The organism is Streptomyces sp. NPDC058092 (assembly GCF_042884935.1).
Taxonomy (GTDB): domain Bacteria; phylum Actinomycetota; class Actinomycetes; order Streptomycetales; family Streptomycetaceae; genus Streptomyces.
This window is the reverse complement of the sequence record NZ_JBHVSY010000004.1, coordinates 332,163-348,812: the sequence shown is the minus strand read 5'-3', so window position 1 is coordinate 348,812 and position 16,650 is coordinate 332,163. Positions and strand designations below refer to the sequence as shown.

Annotated in this window: 11 protein-coding genes; 5 read left to right on the top strand and 6 right to left on the bottom strand. The window is 69.3% G+C overall.

What is annotated here, in order from left to right:
- Positions 1 to 23: 23 nt before the first annotated feature.
- Positions 24 to 1,097 carry a uroporphyrinogen decarboxylase gene (gene hemE, locus ACFVV1_RS09780; RefSeq protein ID WP_389987129.1) on the bottom strand — a complete coding sequence of 358 codons (1,074 nt, stop codon included), beginning with the start codon at positions 1,095 to 1,097 and terminating at the stop codon, positions 24 to 26.
- A gap of 91 nt (positions 1,098 to 1,188) precedes the next feature.
- On the opposite strand from hemE, the gene ACFVV1_RS09775 reads away from it, so the two are divergent.
- The 5 genes from ACFVV1_RS09775 to ACFVV1_RS09755 all read left to right on the top strand — a co-directional run bounded on the left by ACFVV1_RS09775 (position 1,189) and on the right by ACFVV1_RS09755 (position 7,884).
- Positions 1,189 to 1,848: a DUF3000 domain-containing protein gene (locus ACFVV1_RS09775; protein ID WP_389987126.1), complete on the top strand. Its 660-nt coding sequence runs from the start codon at positions 1,189 to 1,191 to the stop codon at positions 1,846 to 1,848.
- 256 nt (positions 1,849 to 2,104) lie between these two features.
- The gene (locus tag ACFVV1_RS09770; RefSeq protein WP_024488613.1) at positions 2,105 to 2,767 is read left to right on the top strand and encodes a response regulator transcription factor; all 663 of its coding nucleotides are present in this window, start codon (positions 2,105 to 2,107) and stop codon (positions 2,765 to 2,767) included.
- A 118-nt stretch (positions 2,768 to 2,885) separates the two neighbouring features.
- Positions 2,886 to 4,160 (top strand): HRDC domain-containing protein, encoded by a 1,275-nt coding sequence (locus ACFVV1_RS09765; protein ID WP_389987123.1) that lies wholly within the window; start codon positions 2,886 to 2,888, stop codon positions 4,158 to 4,160.
- 368 nt (positions 4,161 to 4,528) lie between these two features.
- Positions 4,529 to 5,758 (top strand): thiolase family protein, encoded by a 1,230-nt coding sequence (locus ACFVV1_RS09760; protein ID WP_389987120.1) that lies wholly within the window; start codon positions 4,529 to 4,531, stop codon positions 5,756 to 5,758.
- Entirely contained in the window at positions 5,755 to 7,884 is a 2,130-nt protein-coding gene (locus ACFVV1_RS09755; protein ID WP_389987117.1) for a 3-hydroxyacyl-CoA dehydrogenase NAD-binding domain-containing protein, read from the top strand. The genes ACFVV1_RS09760 and ACFVV1_RS09755 overlap by 4 nt, the downstream gene beginning before the upstream one ends.
- An 82-nt stretch (positions 7,885 to 7,966) precedes the next feature.
- Here the strand turns inward: ACFVV1_RS09755 and ACFVV1_RS09750 are convergent, their stop codons facing one another.
- The 5 genes from ACFVV1_RS09750 to ACFVV1_RS09730 are packed head-to-tail and all read right to left on the bottom strand — an operon-like array spanning position 7,967 to position 16,434.
- Positions 7,967 to 9,259 carry a phosphodiester glycosidase family protein gene (locus tag ACFVV1_RS09750; protein WP_389987114.1) on the bottom strand — a complete coding sequence of 431 codons (1,293 nt, stop codon included), beginning with the start codon at positions 9,257 to 9,259 and terminating at the stop codon, positions 7,967 to 7,969.
- On the bottom strand, positions 9,256 to 9,993 hold the full coding sequence (locus ACFVV1_RS09745) for an Ig-like domain-containing protein (protein ID WP_389987111.1): 738 nt from the start codon (positions 9,991 to 9,993) through the stop codon (positions 9,256 to 9,258). Before ACFVV1_RS09745 ends, ACFVV1_RS09750 begins: the two co-directional genes overlap by 4 nt.
- Positions 9,990 to 10,769: a rhamnogalacturonan acetylesterase gene (locus ACFVV1_RS09740; protein ID WP_389987108.1), complete on the bottom strand. Its 780-nt coding sequence runs from the start codon at positions 10,767 to 10,769 to the stop codon at positions 9,990 to 9,992. The genes ACFVV1_RS09745 and ACFVV1_RS09740 overlap by 4 nt, the downstream gene beginning before the upstream one ends.
- Positions 10,769 to 15,256, bottom strand: coding sequence for a glycosyltransferase (locus ACFVV1_RS09735; RefSeq protein ID WP_389987105.1), 4,488 nt, complete (start codon positions 15,254 to 15,256; stop codon positions 10,769 to 10,771). Before ACFVV1_RS09735 ends, ACFVV1_RS09740 begins: the two co-directional genes overlap by 1 nt.
- Positions 15,253 to 16,434, bottom strand: coding sequence for a CDP-alcohol phosphatidyltransferase family protein (locus ACFVV1_RS09730; RefSeq protein ID WP_389987101.1), 1,182 nt, complete (start codon positions 16,432 to 16,434; stop codon positions 15,253 to 15,255). The genes ACFVV1_RS09735 and ACFVV1_RS09730 overlap by 4 nt, the downstream gene beginning before the upstream one ends.
- Positions 16,435 to 16,650: the final 216 nt, after the last annotated feature.

The window sequence follows — 16,650 nt, the reverse complement described above, 5'->3', positions numbered from 1 at the left end:
CGCGGTGCCCTGGTCCCCTCGGCTCAGCGCTCGGTCTGCTCGTGCACGTACTCCACGAGCCGTGTCAGGGCGTCCGGGTCCATCGACGGCATCACGCCGTGGCCCAGGTTGAAGACGTGGCCCTCCAGGCCGGCGGCCGCGTCCAGCACCTCCTGGGCCTTCTCCTGCACCACCGTCGTCGGCGCGAACAGCACCGCGGGGTCGAGGTTGCCCTGGAGCGCCTTGCCGGGGCCGACCCGCCGCGCGGCCTCGTCCAGCGGAACCCGCCAGTCGACGCCGACGACATCCGCGCCCGCCTCGCCCATCAGCCCGAGGAGTTCGCCCGTGCCGACACCGAAGTGGATGCGCGGGACCCCGTACGGGGCGACGGCCTCGAAGACCTTCGCCGAGGCGGGCAACACCGAACGCCGGTAGTCGGCGGGGGCCAGCGCGCCCACCCAGGAGTCGAAGAGCTGGACGGCCGAGGCGCCGGCCTCGATCTGGACCTTGAGGAAGGCACCGGTGATCTCGGCGAGCCGGTCGAGCAGGTCGGCCCAGAGCTGCGGGTCGCCGTACATCAGGGCCTTGGTGTGCTCGTGGTTGCGGGACGGGCCGCCCTCCACGAGGTAGCTCGCGAGGGTGAAGGGCGCGCCCGCGAAGCCGATGAGAGGGGTGGCGCCCAGTTCGGCGGTGAGCAGACCGATGGCCTCGGTGACGTAGTGGACGTCCTCGGGCGTGAGGTCGCGCAGCCGGGCCAGATCGGCGCGGGTGCGGATCGGGTCGGCGATGACGGGGCCGACGCCGGGCTTGATGTCGAGGTCGATCCCGATGGCCTTGAGCGGGACGACGATGTCGCTGAAGTAGATCGCGGCGTCCACCTTGTGGCGCCGTACGGGCTGCATCGTGATCTCGGCGACCAGCTCCGGCATCATGCAGGAGTCGAGCATCGGGATGCCTTCGCGGACCTTCAGGTACTCCGGCAGCGAACGCCCCGCCTGGCGCATGAACCAGACCGGCGTGTGCGGCACGGGCTCGCGGCGGCATGCTTTCAGGAACGCCGACTCATGGGTGGCGGAGGTCTTCATCTGCTGGCCCATGGGGCGGTCGTTGGCACTCACACACAGAATCTTCGCACGAAGCCGCAAGCAGCCGGGCCCGCCCGGGTGTCCCTCCCTGCGCGAGGCTCCGGTTCCGCCTACTCTTCCCCGCATGGCTCCGGCTCAGGGACAGTTCTCCGATCAATCCGATGGCGCTGACAGCAAGGACAGCGCGGAGGGTGGTTCCGTCCCGCCCGCGTTCCGGTCGGCGGTGGACGCGTTGCACTCGGCGCGGCTGCGCCCCGAACTGGAGGTGGAGTCGACGCGGCCGCCCAAGCGGCTCGCTCCGTACGCGTACGCCCTGGAAGCGGCGGTCGTCGAGGGCGAGGAGGACCTCGCCGACGGCCGTCTGGTGCTGCTCCATGATCCGGCCGGGCACGAGGCCTGGCAGGGGACCTTCCGCCTGGTGACGCTGGTACGGGCCGAGCTGGAGCCGGAGATGGCTTCCGATCCGCTGTTGCCGGAGGTGTGCTGGTCGTGGCTGACCGGTGCGCTGGAGGCGCGCGGTCTGTCGTACGGGGAGGCGGGCGGCACGGTGACGCGGGCGGGCTCGCACTACTTCGGTGCGCTGGCCACGCGTCGCCCGGCGACGCAGATCGAGATCCGGGCGTCATGGACGCCGCGCGAGGGCCGTGGCGGGGTACCGGACACGGCGGCGCATCTGATGGCGTGGGGCGATCTGCTGTGCCAGATCGCCGGTCTGCCGCCGTCGGACCCCGCCGACGCGGCGGTGGTGACGCTCCCCCAGCGGCGCGGCCCCCAGGCCCCCTGAAACCCCTCGCACGCCTCCTCCCGCACGAAGCCTTCCCCATGCCGGTAACACTGCGTCACAAACGTCGCAGTATCACCGGCATTTTTTTCGTACAATCGATCGCGTGTCCGATTTGCCCGAATTGTTACTCACTAAATCGTGATCTTCCTCTAAAGGAGGACGGGTCTGCTGCCGAAGAGGTCAATGACCCTTCAAGCACGGTTCGCCCCGGCTTCATCCCCGAGCCGGCCCGTCCCGCCACTTCCCAGGAGGCCTGGTGTCCGTTCTCCTAGAGCAGCCCGCAAGCCTGGTCGCCTACCGCCCGAACAAGCCGACGGCCATGGTCGTCGTGGCCGACCCGCGCGTCCGTTCCACCGTCACCCGCCATCTGTGGGCACTCGGAGTACGTGACGTCATCGAGGCGTCGTCCATCGCGGAGGCCCGTCCCCGCGTCGGCAATCCACGCGACATCTGCGTAGCCGACGTCCACCTGCCCGACGGTTCCGGGCTGACCCTGTTGTCCGAGACCCGAGCCGCCGGCTGGCCGAACGGCCTCGCCCTTTCCGCCGCCGATGACATCGGCGCCGTACGCAACGCCCTCGCGGGCGGCGTGAAGGGTTACGTCGTCACCGGCACCCGAACCAATATCGGCCACCCCACCCGTCCCGGCGTCGCTCCCATCGGCGCCAATGCCGCCCGTATGCACCGCCGGCCCCCCGGCACCCCGAGCCACCCGGGCGGCTACCGCGAACTGTCCGGCCGCGAGGTCGAGGTCCTCCGGCTGGTTGCCGAAGGCCAGTCCAACAAGGCCATCGGCGTCTCGATGGGCCTGTCCGCCCTGACCGTCAAGAGCCATCTCGCCCGAATCGCCCGCAAGCTCGGCACCGGAGACCGCGCGGGAATGGTCGCCGTCGCCCTGCGAACGGGCATCATTCACTGACCCCCGTACCACCGGCAGGTCCGCGCAGCGATACGGACCGGCTGGTTTGCATTCATCGGCGCCCGTCGACGGAACGTTCCGTCGACGGGCGCCGTACATACACAGATACCCTTGACACGTGACCGACGCCCAAGAGACCGCAGCAGACACTTCACTGCGAACCACCGGGGGCGCTCCCCCGGACGACGTCGCCCCGGCGCCGATCCCCTTGCTCGAACCTCGCGAGGGCATTCCCCCGGTGGTGGCATCCGATGACGCCCTCGCCCGGGTGGTCGCCGCCTTCGCCGCAGGCTCCGGACCGGTCGCCGTCGATGCCGAGCGCGCCTCCGGCTACCGCTACGGCCAGCGCGCCTACCTCGTGCAGCTGCGCCGAGACGGTGCGGGCAGCGCGCTGATCGACCCGGTCGGCTGCCCCGACCTCTCGGGGCTCGGAGACGCGCTGCACGGCAGCGAGTGGATCCTGCACGCCGCCACTCAGGACCTGCCCTGTCTGCGCGAAATAGGGATGACTCCCACCGGGCTCTTCGATACGGAGCTGGCCGGACGGCTGGCCGGCTTCCCACGGGTCGGCCTCGGCGCCATGGTCGAGAGCGTGCTCGGATACTCGCTGGAGAAGGGCCACTCCGCCGTCGACTGGTCCACCCGTCCGCTGCCCGACCCCTGGCTGCGCTACGCGGCGCTCGATGTCGAACTGCTGATCGATCTGCGCAACGCCCTGGAGGACGAGCTCGACCGGCAGGGCAAGCTGGAGTGGGCGCGGGAGGAGTTCGACGCGATCGCCTCGGCGCCGCCCGCTCCCCCGCGCAAGGACCCCTGGCGCCGCACCTCCGGCATGCACAAGGTCCGCCGCCGCCGTCAGATGGCGGTGGTACGGGAGCTGTGGACCGTCCGTGACCAGGTGGCCCGGCGCCGGGACATCTCGCCCGGCAAGGTGCTGGGCGATGCCGCGATCGTCGAGGCCGCGCTCGCCCTCCCGCCGAACGCACATGCGCTGACCGCCCTGCCCGGCTTCGGCCACCGCATGGGGCGCCGGCAGCTGGAGCAGTGGCAGGCGGCCATCGACCGGGCCAAGGCGCTGCCCGATTCGGAGCTGCCGCAGCCCGGCCAGACCCTCGCCGGTCCGCCGCCGCCCCGCGCCTGGGCGGACAAGGACCCGGCGGCAGCGGCCCGGCTCGCGGCCGCCCGCGCCGCGGTCTCGGAGCTCGCCGAGCGGCTGCACATGCCGCAGGAGAACCTGATCACGCCGGACACCGTGCGCCGGGTCTGCTGGGAGCCGCCCAAGAATCCGACCCTGGACGCGATCGAGTCCGCGCTCATCGGTTACGGGGCACGACGCTGGCAGATCCAACAGGTGACCCCGCTTCTGGTCCGCTCGCTGACGTCCGCAGCTTGAGGGATCGCCGTAGAGGGTCGTATTCACGCCAGGTTGCGCGGGCCTCGGGTCGCACCGTGTCCTCGATCGCCGGACGGGCTGTTCTCTCCGCCCCGTCCGGCGATCTGTCGTTTTCGGCGTGACGCGTGACCGGTTCTCCGGGCCGTTCCGGGGGGCGCCGCTGCCACGCACCCGGCGGGCGGCACTTCGAGGACGTCCGGCGTTTGAGGATGAAACGGTCCTCGCGGCCGACCTGTCCGCGTGTGACCTTCGCCGCTCCCGCCGCAAGGGGTGGGCAGTCTGGTTACCCGCAAGTAGCATGGGGGAAGCGGCGCGCCTGTGGGCGTGCCCCGCAGCAGTGCCATCCCGCACCCTGGAGGAGAGCCACCGTGCCTCGTACCATCCGGGACGTCGTCTTCGTCGACGGCGTCCGCACCCCGTTCGGCAAAGCGGGCCCCAAGGGCATCTACCACGAGACCCGCGCCGACGATCTCGTCGTGAAGGCCATCCGGGAGCTGCTGCGCCGCAACCCGGACCTCGACCCCGCCAGGATCGACGAGGTCGCCATCGCAGCGACCACCCAGATCGGTGACCAGGGTCTGACGCTGGGCCGTACCGCCGGAATTCTGGCCGGGCTGCCGCAGTCCGTCCCCGGTTACTCCATCGACCGCATGTGTGCGGGCGCCCTGACCGCCGTCACGTCGACGGCCGGCTCCATCGCCTTCGGCGCGTACGACGTCGTCGTCGCCGGTGGCGTCGAGCACATGGGCCGCCACCCGATGGGCGAGGGCGTGGACCCGAACCCGCGCTTCGTGTCGGAGAAGCTGGTCGACGAGTCCGCCCTGTTCATGGGCATGACCGCGGAGAACCTGCACGACCGGTACCCGCAGATCACCAAGGACCGTGCCGACGCGTACGCGGTCCGCTCGCAGGAGAAGGCCGCCAAGGCGTACGCCGACGGCAAGATCCAGCAGGACCTGGTACCGATCTCGGTGCGTCGCACCAATCCGGAGGGCGGCGAGACCGGCTGGGGCCTGGTCACCGCCGACGAGCCGATGCGCCCGGGCACCACCCTGGAGTCCCTCGCGGGTCTGAAGACCCCGTTCCGCCCCCACGGCCGGGTCACCGCCGGTAACGCCGCGGGGCTCAACGACGGCGCCACCGCCTCGCTGCTCGCCGCCGAGGACGTCGCCCGCGAACTGGGCCTGCCCGTCAAGATGCGCCTCGTGTCGTACGCCTTCGTAGGTGTCGAGCCCGAGGTGATGGGCTACGGCCCGATCCCGGCGACCGAGAAGGCCCTCGCCAAGGCCGGGCTGACCATCGACGACATCGGTCTGTTCGAGATCAACGAGGCGTTCGCCGTCCAGGTGCTCGCCTTCCTCGACCACTACGGCATCGCCGACGACGACGCCCGCGTCAACCAGTACGGCGGCGCGATCGCCTACGGTCACCCGCTCGCCTCCTCCGGTGTGCGTCTGATGACGCAGCTGGCCCGCCAGTTCGAGGAGCAGCCGGAGGTCCGCTACGGCCTGACCACCATGTGCGTCGGCTTCGGCATGGGCGCGACGGTCGTCTGGGAGAACCCGCACTTCGACACGGCAGACGGAGACAACAAATGAGCTCCACCACTGAGCTTCTGAAGGGCGCAGCCGAGCTGTTCCCCGGCGAGGTCGTCACCCAGGCGCACGTACGCCACCTCGACCTTCCGGCGGGTGCGGGGCGCTTCGCCCTCATCACGCTGGACAACGGCCTGGACCACACCAAGCCGACCACCTTCGGACCGCAGTCGCTGGCGAACCTGGACGCCGCGATCGACCAGGTCGAGAAGGAGGCCGCCGAGGGCGCGATCGTCGGTATCGGCATCACCGGCAAGCCGTTCATCTTCGCGGTCGGCGCCGACCTCAAGGGCGTCGAGCTGCTCAAGGAGCACAAGGACGCGCTGGCCATCGGCAAGGGCGGTCACGACGTCTTCCGCCGTCTCTCCGGCCTCGCCGTCCCGACGTTCGCGTACTACAACGGCGCGGCGATGGGCGGCGGCGTCGAGGTCGGTCTGCACTGCTCGTACCGCACCGTCTCCAAGGCGCTGCCCGCGTTCTCGCTGCCCGAGGTCTTCCTCGGTCTGGTTCCGGGGTGGGGCGGCTGTGCGCTGCTGCCCAACCTGATCGGCGCCGACCGCGCGGTCTCCGTGATCATCGAGAACTCGCTGAACCAGAACCGCCAGCTCAAGGGCAAGCAGGTCTTCGAGCTCGGGATCGCCGACGCCCTCTTCGAGGGCGCGGACTTCCTGGAGCAGTCGCTGATCTGGACCGCTTCCGTGCTGAACGGCACGATCACGGTGGAGCGCCCGGACGTCGACCGCGGTGACGCCTGGGACCAGGCCGTCGCGCGCGGCAGGGCCGTCGCCGACTCCAAGGTGCACGGCGCCGCCCCGGCCGCGTACCGCGCGCTGGAGATCATCGCCGCGGCGAAGAACGGCGACCTGGGCGCCGGCTTCGACGCCGAGGACCAGGCACTCGCGGACCTGATCATGGGCGGCGAGCTGCGCTCCGGGATCTACGCGTTCAACCTGGTCCAGAAGCGCGCCAAGCGCCCGGCCGGTGCCCCGGACAAGAACCTGGCCCGCCCGGTCACCAAGGTCGGCGTCGTCGGTGCCGGTCTGATGGCCTCGCAGCTGGCGCTGCTGTTCCTGCGCCGCCTGGAGGTGCCGGTCGTCCTGACCGACATCGACCAGGAGCGGGTCGACAAGGGTGTGGGCTATGTCCACGCCGAGATCGAGAAGCTGCTCGGCAAGGGCCGCATCAACCAGGACAAGGCCAACCGCCTCAAGGCCCTGGTCTCCGGTGTGCTGGACAAGGCGGAGGGCTTCTCCGACGCCGACTTCATCATCGAGGCGGTCTTCGAGGAGATCGGCGTCAAGCAGCAGGTCTTCGCGGAGGTCGAGGCGGTCGCCCCGGCGCACGCGATCCTCGCCACCAACACCTCGTCCCTCTCGGTCACCGAGATGGCGTCGAAGCTGCAGCACCCCGAGCGGGTCGTCGGCTTCCACTTCTTCAACCCGGTCGCGATCCTCCCGCTGCTGGAGATCGTCCGCGGCGAGCGGACCGACGACGCCTCGCTGGCCACGGCGTTCGGTGTGGCGAAGAAGCTGAAGAAGACCGCGGTGCTGGTGAAGGACGCCCCGGCGTTCGTCGTCAACCGCATCCTCACCCGCTTCATGGGCGAGATCCAGAACGTCATCGACGAGGGCACCCCGGTCGAGACCGCCGAGAAGGCCATCGAGCCGCTCGGGCTGCCGATGTCCCCGCTGGTGCTGCTGGAGCTGGTCGGCCCGGCGATCGGCCTGCACGTGTCGGAGACCCTGAACCGAGCCTTCCCGGACCGGTTCACCGTCTCCGAGAACCTGGCCGCCGTCGTCAAGGCCGGCAAGCGCGGCTTCTACGTCTACGACTCCGGCAAGCCGGAGTTGGACCCGGAGGTCGCCGCGCTCCTCAAGCAGGGCGATGTCGTCCTGTCCGAGGAGCAGGTCCGCGACCGGGTCCTGGACGCGGTGGCGCAGGAGATCGGTCTGATGCTGGACGAGGGCGTCGTCGCCGAGGCCCAGGACATCGACCTCTGCCTGATCACCGGCGCGGGCTGGCCCTTCCACCTGGGCGGCATCACGCCGTACCTGGACCGTGAGGGCGTCTCGGAGCGGGTGAACGGAAGGAAGTTCCTGGCGCAGGGCGTGGCGAGCGTTCCGGCGTAACGTTCTTCGCCGATACGCGGACGGGCCCTATCGGTTCATTCCGGTAGGGCCCGTCCGTGCTGTGCGCGCGGGTGGCGGCGGCTCAACGGGGCAGGACGACCAGGGCGTTGGCCACCGGTCGCTCACGGACCGGCGCCCCGGCCGCGCCCCGCGGGCGGTTTCGGAGCCGGCCGTTCACGACCATCGTCGTGGAGCCTCCGCCGTCGAGGTTCATGGCATCCCGCGCCCCCAGCGAGCGCATCAGTTCCGCGGCCTCTGGAAGCGTCACCCCGACGCTCGCGCCCGGATCACGACCGTCGACGGTCACCAGCAGAAGTGTGCCGTCGTCCGTGATGCCCGTCAGGGTGCGGGGGTGGCGCTGGGTCAGGGCGGTGGCGGGCATCCCGTTGGCCTCGATGTCGATGTCCAGAGCGCCGTCGCGCAGCAGCCGCGGCCCGGCCTGGACAACCGTCAGCCCCCTCCCCGAAACGCGGTGTCCCGCCCCGTCGTGCACCTGGGAGGTGATCCTCAGGGTGGCGCCGGTGCGGGCGTGGTGGCGCAGCCAGGCCGCCCCCTCGCCGATGCCTGTCAGGACCCTGCATCTCGCGGGTATCGGTCCTCCTCCGGGGGAGCGGAGCTGGACGACGCGGCCGTCCGAGGCGATCACGGCTTCTGTGGAACCCGGTCCCGCAGCCGCCGCGGCGGGTCCCCACTGACGCGTGAACAGGACCAGCTCGTCGTGGTCCTCGCACAGTTTGTTGTGGGCAGGGGCGGTCCGCACTCCCCGGGTGCCGCGGAGCACGTCCCCGCCCACACCACCGCATCCGACGATGCGCCCCGGCATCCGGTTGACCCCGTCGATCGTCCGTCGGGCGCCGTGACTGTCCGTCACAGTGCCGGCCGACCGGGCTTCGACGATGCGCGTGGTGCCGCCGTCCTCGCCGAGCACCAGCGCGGTGCGGCCGTTCGCGGCTTCGCTGAGCATGGCGTTGTTCTCCACGTACAGCCCGAGCGGATCGCCGTCGTACCCGCTGAACACGACGCTGGTGGCGATGTCGAAGAAGGACGCGTTGACGGCGGCCACCGCCCCGACCCGGTTCGCCATGGCCCGTACGGTCTCCGCAGTGTCCAGCCGGGACCCGTGGACCGCGCTCACCCGTGCCCGCGCGGACGGCGAGACGGACAGCACCTGATGGCGGAGGGGGCCTGCCGCCCGCAGCCGGGTGGTGTGCTGGTGAAAGGTGACACCTGCCGGCAGTGGGCCGATGGGTTCCGGCGAGCGCGGAGCCGCCGGGGCCCGGGCCGGGGCCCGGCCGGCGTCGTCTCCCGTGCTGCACCCGGCCAGCGCCCAGGCGCCCGTGCCGGCTCCCACGGCGAGGAACCGCCGACGTCTCATCTCGTGCGCGCGTCGGGCAGCACCCCGGGGATGTTGTCGACGTCTCCCGCGTACACGGTCACCTCGGACCAATTGCGGTGGCCCGCCTGGTTCTCGTAGCAGATGGAGAACCGGTCGTATCCGGTCGCTCCCGGAATTCCCGTGTACGTGACGCTTCCGTCCGGCACCGCGCTGACCGCGCCGTACTGGGCGAGGCCCACACCGACCACCCGCAGGCCCGTCTGGGCGGCGGCCGGGTCGGGGCCGACGACCGCGTAGCCGCCGGGCGGAATGGCCAGGCTGCGGCCCGGCACCCAGGCCCGTCTGACCCGGTAGCCCGCCTCGGTGACCTGCGCGGAGGACACCAGCTTCTCACCGGCGTACGACATCACTCCGACGCACACCTTGGGCAGCAGGACCGCGCCTTCCGGTGCGTCGTCGTTGACCTTGAGGATCGCGGTCACGGCGCGCTGCTCGTCGCCGCGGGCGTAGGTCGCGAAGCGTCCGTTGGGGAGGTGGCCCAGGCCCTGGAGGTCGGTCATCGTGGCGTGTTCGGCGACGACGTCGTCGAATATGTAGCCGTACGCGCGGTAGGGCCCGCCGGAGGGCAGCACGCTCAGGTGCAGCGTGATCTCCTGTCCGGGCACGGCCGCGATCGCGGGGTCCGCGTCGGCGTGCAGTTCCAGCACCGCCGACACAGCGGTGCGCTCGGGGTGCGCGACCTGGATGCGCGCCAACAGATACCAGCCACTCATTTGACCACCTCCAGGGTCCGGGTTCGCGTCAGTTCGTCGAAGACGTGGTCCTCCAGCCATTCGATGGCGTCCTCGGGAAACCGGGCGCGCTCAAGATCGGCGAAGCAGCCGGGCTCCAGCATCGCGCTCTCCCGCATCTCGCAGGCGATGAAGCGCGCGCACTCGATCGCGCCGGCCACCCTGAGATGGGTGTTGTCGGCCACTCCGTCGGGGTAGTTGGGATGCTCATCGGGGGCGAGGTAGAGGAAGATCTCGTGCGTTCCTTGCGGCCCTGCCCGGCGCCACCACCGCACGCTCCATTCGTTCAGGTCGATCAGCGGCACGGACTTCTCGGCCGCGATCTCCTTCATCGCCAGCGGATAGACGCCCAGTAGCCGGCGGAGATTGCCCTGCGTGTCGAAGACCCGGCGCTCGTGGCTGGTGACCAGGATCGGGTGGGCGCCCCGTTCGCGTACGCCGTCCACACAGCGACGCAGATAGCCCTGGTACTCCTTGAACGGCTCCGTGTAGCGGCCCTTCCCCGGCTTCATGTCGATGAGTCCGAAGGAGAACAGCACCAGATCGCCCGGCCGGGCCTCACGCAGAATCCAGGCCAGCCTGCCGCGTTCCACGAAGCTGCGCGAACTCGCGCCCGCCCGTGCACAGTTGATGACCTCGGCGCCCCGGACGAAGAGCGGAAGCGCCTGGCCCCAGCCCGCCATCGGCGCGAAGCTGCGCTGACGGCTGGTGACACTGGAGTCCCCGGCCAGGAACACCCTGCGCAGCGGGCGGCCCATCAAGCCCACTCCTTACGGGAGTTCTGGTCGCGGAAGTGCTGTCCCGGGGTGTCCAAGGACTGTCGCGCCGTCGGTACGTCGGACGCCTGGCTGCTGTCGACGGCCGACTCCAGCTCGTCGATCGCGCGGAAGACGCGTTGCGAGTTGTTGGTGTCCCGGCGGCCGAAGAACTCGTCGACCCGGGCCCGGTACTGCGGCTCCACGGCGAAGTTCCGCTGCACGGTGTCGATGATCTCCCGAACGGTGGAATCGACGTCCCGGCAGACCGGGCCGAAGCCGTCCCGCTCGAACTCGTAGTAGCCGCGCTTGTAGTGGTTGCCGTAGAAGTCCTCCTCGTCGAACGGCGTGTACACGATGGGGGTGCCCATGTACGCGACGTCGAAGAAGACCGATGAGTAGTCGGTGACCAGGAGCGAGCACTCGCGCATCGCCAGCTGCACATCACGGCCGTCTCCGGTGACCGTCACCGAGGGGTGGTCGATACGGAAGTGGTGCAGGTACGGGCGGATCTCGTAGTGCGGCATGAACTCCAGCTCCACACCGCACACTTCGAGCACGTTCAGCAGGCGCTCGTCGCGCAGCAGGGTGGAGAAGAAGCGGAAGTACTCCGACGCCGCGAACGGGATCTTCGCCTTGGCGGCCTTGTCGTACGACGGCGCCACGATGTCCCGCCGCCACGTGGGCATCAGCAGGATCCGGGGGCGCTCGGAGCGTACCGGCTTCAGCGCGTCGAAGCGGGGGAACCCCGCGGCGGCGACCCGTGCGTAGCCGTAGCCGCAGTGCTCGGCGAAGTACGACCGTTCCGCCTGCCCCACCGTCAGCAGCAGGTCCACGCTGGTGACCTGGTGGTGCACCGAGGGGGCCACGTCGTTGTAGGTGACCCCGTGCTGGAGGAAGACCCGGCGATAGTTCAGCAGATCGCCGTAGCCGCGCAGGAAGGAACTCTTGCTCAGCTCGGGGAAGCCGAGGTACGCCTCCAGGTCGTAGGGATTGATGAGCCTCTTGGCGTGCAGCAGGTACATCCGGTACTTGCGGGACGTCCGGTCCAGGACATGACCGTACGGGGCCACCTTGGCCCGGTCCTTGGCGTCACCGTTGATCGCGTAGTAGACCTTGCGGCGCGGGTGGTTCTCCCTGATCCAGCGGAACAGGTGGTACGCGTTGTCCTGCGCGGTGTCCGCCCGCTCTCCGATGATCCAGATGTTCTTGCGGTGCAGTCGCGGATAGCTCAGCAGGTAGGCGAGCCGGGTGCGCCAGCCGGGGCGGCCGGGCAGTGCGGCGCGGGCCTGCCGCAGCAGGTGCCACAGCCGGCCGCGGAGCTTCTGTCCCGCGCCGGTGAAGTAGCGCAGGACCACGGAGTCGTCGTTGTGCACCGTGAGCCACAGCCGGTCCCTGCCGATGCGGCGCATGCCCTTGAAGCGGTGCAGCATGAGCCGTGCGCCGATCTGCGCGTCCACATGGCGCTCGCCGTCGTGGAACCGCAGGGTGACCGTGAGGTCGCGGCCGGAGAGCGGGGCGAGGACCTTGGGGTCCGCACAGGCGCGCCAGCCGCCGAACCAGTCGCGTTCCTTGCGGACCCGCCAGCGGTCCCGGCGGTAGACCTGCTCCGCGGGGATGGCGACGGACCGCTTTCCGTCCGTGCAGACGAGTTCGAAGCGGCTGGTGAAGAGCTGGGCGATGTCCACGCCCGTGAGCGTCATCACGCCTTCGAACTGCAGCTCACCGTCGCGGTACCGGACGCTTTCCAGCACGCCCCGCTGCCGCTCCACACGGATCAGCCTGGAGTCCACCGGGTCGGCGGCGAGCTTCCGGTACATCCCCTGCTCGTCCAGCCGGACCCTCGGCTCGTACTCGGCGTCGCCGAACGGGTCGCAGAAGAGCTCGAAGTTCCGGGTCCGCACGGCGTGGTGCTGCACCCGGGACACGGAGTGGACGACGTACTGGAGGAGGACCTCCTCGGGAACCCTGGCGTAGACGTCGCAGAGCTCGTCGAAGGCCTGGGCGATCTCGGCCCGGTTCATGATGCGGTGGTAGTTGCGCAGGTACGGCTGGTACGAGCGCACCACGAACCGGTGAATCAGCCGGGCCGACGGTGCCTCGATCCGGTCGGCGAAGTCCAGCAGGAAGCGGTTGAGCCGCAGCCGTTGCCGGGCCTTGGCCGGATCGTTCCAGTCGACGTCGAAGAGCGAGTCGTTCTGGGCCGGATCACGGTCGAAGTACACGTAGCGGTCGACCATGCTGAAGCCGCGCGCGGTCAGCATGGCCATCACGCTCAGCCAGATATCGGCGAACATGCCTCCGTCCGTGGGCCTCAGTCCGTTCCCCCGCAGGAGGGAGACGCGGAAGAGCTTGTTGCCGAGGTCGGCCGAGAAGACCATGTGGGGCGCCTTCCTGACCAGGTCGGTCAGGCCCTTCGCGCCCTTGCCGAAGTACCGTTTCCACGGTTCGTCGGAGTTGCGCCGCGGCCCCGGAAACGTGTCGTAGTTGCCGATGGCCACATCGACGTCGTGCTTCACCGCGGACTCGGTGAGCTGCCGCAGGCAGTCGGCGCCGAGGATGTCCCGGCCCCGCGCGAACAGCACGTACGGCGCCACGACCTGAGCGAGGCCCTCTTCGTAGGCGACCGCCGCGCCGTGGGCGGGGAGCCGAAGCACGGTCGCGTTCCGGTAGAACGCGGCGAAGTTGTCCAGCAGTTCGGCCGTTCGGTCCGTGGAACCGTCGTCTGCGAACACGACCTGCGTCTCGGCGAACAGGGTCTGCGCCGCGAGGGAGTGCAGGAATTCGAACAGATGGTGCTCGTCGTTGTGGCAGTGCACGACGACGGCGGCCCGGTACGACCCGAGGGCGGGCAGCGGTGCGGGGCCCTCGCTGCCCTGCCACCAGTGCCAGGGGGTGCCCCGGCGGTCCTCCTGCTGGGTGCGTTCGCTGGTCTCGGGACGCAGCGCGACATTGCCGCTGACCGTCTCGTACATCTCGACCGGTCCGGACGGGCTCTCGTAGCGCTCACGGGAGACGTCGATTCCGTGGACCGCCACCGTCGTGGTCGCCCGTTCACCGGCGTGGCGCACCTGGACGAAGAGGTTCCACACTCCGTCGTTCGCGGCCGCGCCGGTGCTGGACGCGAGGTCCAGAGTCGCCCGGTAGTGGACCCGGTGGTCGTCGGTCTCGACCGCGCTGACCGGGAAGACATGGTCGCTCTTGGTGCTGCGCAGGCGGAGCACCGCCTTGAGCTCGACCTTGCCGCCGCGGGAGAAACGCCCGAACTGATTCAGGATGTACCCGGACAGATGGAGCTTGCTGCCCCTGATCTCCAGCTCGGTCGCCTGGTTGAACAGCCGGGCGTCGGCCAGCGGCTTGTCCGCGAGATCCAGGTCGGTGACATCGAGGAATCGTTTCGCCTGCGGGAAGTGCAGGAGCGACTCGGACCAGTAGACGCGTTCGTCGCTCTCGACCAGGTCCGAGCTGAGCACGCTGCGCCGCTGTGCGTAGTCCGAGACGGACAGCGCGAGATCCACCCGCTCGTGAATGAGGCAGAAGGCGCGGACCCGCTCCATCACTCCGCACAGGTCGTAGACGGAGGGTTCGAGCGAGCGCAGATACGGTGCGACAGCGGCGGCGAAACCCTGGCGGTACCGCTCGTCCCCGGCACGCAACTCGCGTGCGTACAGGTGGAGGTCGTGCGAGAGGAACTTCACCGCCTTGTGGGCCAGAAGTTCCTGCTCGCCCACCTGGCGCAGGAAAGCGTCGGTGTACTGATGGACGGCGACCCGGTCCTGGATGCTGCGCAGCTCACCGCGCCGGTTGGTGATCGAGGGGGCCGCGGACTCCCGCTCCCACATCCAGCGGTAGACGGGCACCGTGAGGAAGGTGATCGAGGCGGCCCGGTAGTTGGCGAGTGTCGAGAAGTAGGTGTCCTCGTAGTAGACGCCCTCGGGAAACCGGACCCCGTTGTTGTGCAGGAAGTCCAGCCGGTAGAGCTTGCCGGCCGCGATGGGGTCGTCGAAGAGCTGAGGCAGCGCGCGCAGCCCCGTCACGGTGCGCTCCGTGGTGTACAGCTGGGGCTGCCAGACCGTCGTTTCCTTGGTGTTGAGGTTGACCCGCAGCGCCCGGCCCGCCGTGATGTCCGAACCCGTGGTCACCGCCGAGGCCAGCAGTTCCTCGCACGCCTTGAGCGGCAGCTCGTCATCCGCGTCGAGGAACATGACGTACTGGCCGGTGGCGGCCATGATGCCGTTGTTGCGCGGAGCGCCGACGCCGCCACTGTTCTGCGGGCGCTCGATGATCTGTACGCGGCGGTCACCAACCGCGAATTCCCGGGCGACGGCGAGGGTCCCGTCGACGGAGGCGTCGTCGACGACGATCACCTCGATGTTGCGGTGCGTCTGCGCGAGAGCGGACCGCAGGGCCCGGCCGAGAGTGGCACTCGCGTTGTAGGTCGGAACGACCACCGAAACGGTGAAGAGAGACGGGTCGACAGGCGAACTCATCGTACGGACCCTTCATTTCCCGCCCAGTAAGGCAGCGTCCTGAGCTGCTGCGTCTCAATGTCCTGAGGCCGGTGCGAATACGGCTGGGGATACGGCTGGAAGCCCAGGTCGTCGTCCTGCTCGGGCAGCGGGAACTGCTGGGCCAGGACCGCCCGCTGCTCCTCCACGGCGTCGGGCCCGCGGCGATGGCGGCCCTTGTGCAGATGGTCGGCGATGACCCCCGCGGTGGACGGCGTGGGCGCGAGCTTCTCCATGAGCCGGGTGAAGTCACGGGTGGACAGCCAGAACTTGTACATGATCACGAGCTCGAAGAGGCCGAGCGCCAAGGCCGAGATCGCCGTGGTCCACAGGATCTGGCCGATCAGCGGCGCCACGATGAAGATGAACATCTGGAACTCGATGCCGCTGATGAGGTGGGGCCGGATACGGCTGCGCAGCAGCGCTTGGCGGAACCGGGTGTACCAGGGAAAACGGTGCCGGAACTGGGCGTGCAGGTCGACCACGTCGCCGCTCTGCTGCTTCAGGACCTCGGCCTCCACTCCGGGGTTCTCCCGGAGCAGGTCCTCGATGAAGACCACCTTGGGCTGCTCGGGCTCGGACTGCGCACGCTGCGCGGCGGCGGACGCCTCCCGCTCGGCCTGCTCGTCCTCCAGCGCCTTGCGCTCCAGCGTGACCTTCTCGATCTTCATGCGCATGGACATGCGCATCTTGTAGATCTGCAGAGCGTCGACGTACCGGAGCATGTCGAGGAAGACGACGGCCAGGGCGGCGAGCAGGTAGAACTCGTTGTGGGTGCGGAGATACTGGCCGCCCATCAGGGCCAGCGCGCAGAAGAGCACCCGGATGCGGTCGAAGACGTAGTCGAGCCAGCCGCCGAACACGGTGCCGTTACCCTTGAGGCGCGCCAGCTTGCCGTCGATGCAGTCGAGAATGAAGCTCAGGTGGTAGAGGGCGGCCCCGATGACGAGGGACCAGGTATCACCCTTGAGGAAGAAGTAGGCGGAGCCGAGGCCGACGAAGAGCGCCGACCACGTGACCCTGTTCGGCGTGATGAACTTGAACCTGGCCATCACGATCAGCATGCGGGTCGCCACGGGGTCGACCAGCAGGACTGTCCACCAGGCGTCACGCTTCTTGCATGTCAGCTTCTGAACAGCCCGCAGCGACAGCTTCCCCATAACCCCTCAGACCCGACATACCGTGAACAACGCGGCCCCAGCGGCCTGCGAGAACGCGCGATCAAGGGGCGTACACATACTGGACACAGAAAGTTCACCTGTGATCCGTGTAAAGGCAGGACGCGACCATAGCAAGTTCAAAGGCAAACCAAAACTGGCAAATGTTGCCTTGGGAGCGACAAGTGAGATCTTTGCGGCGGTACGTCCATTTTTGAC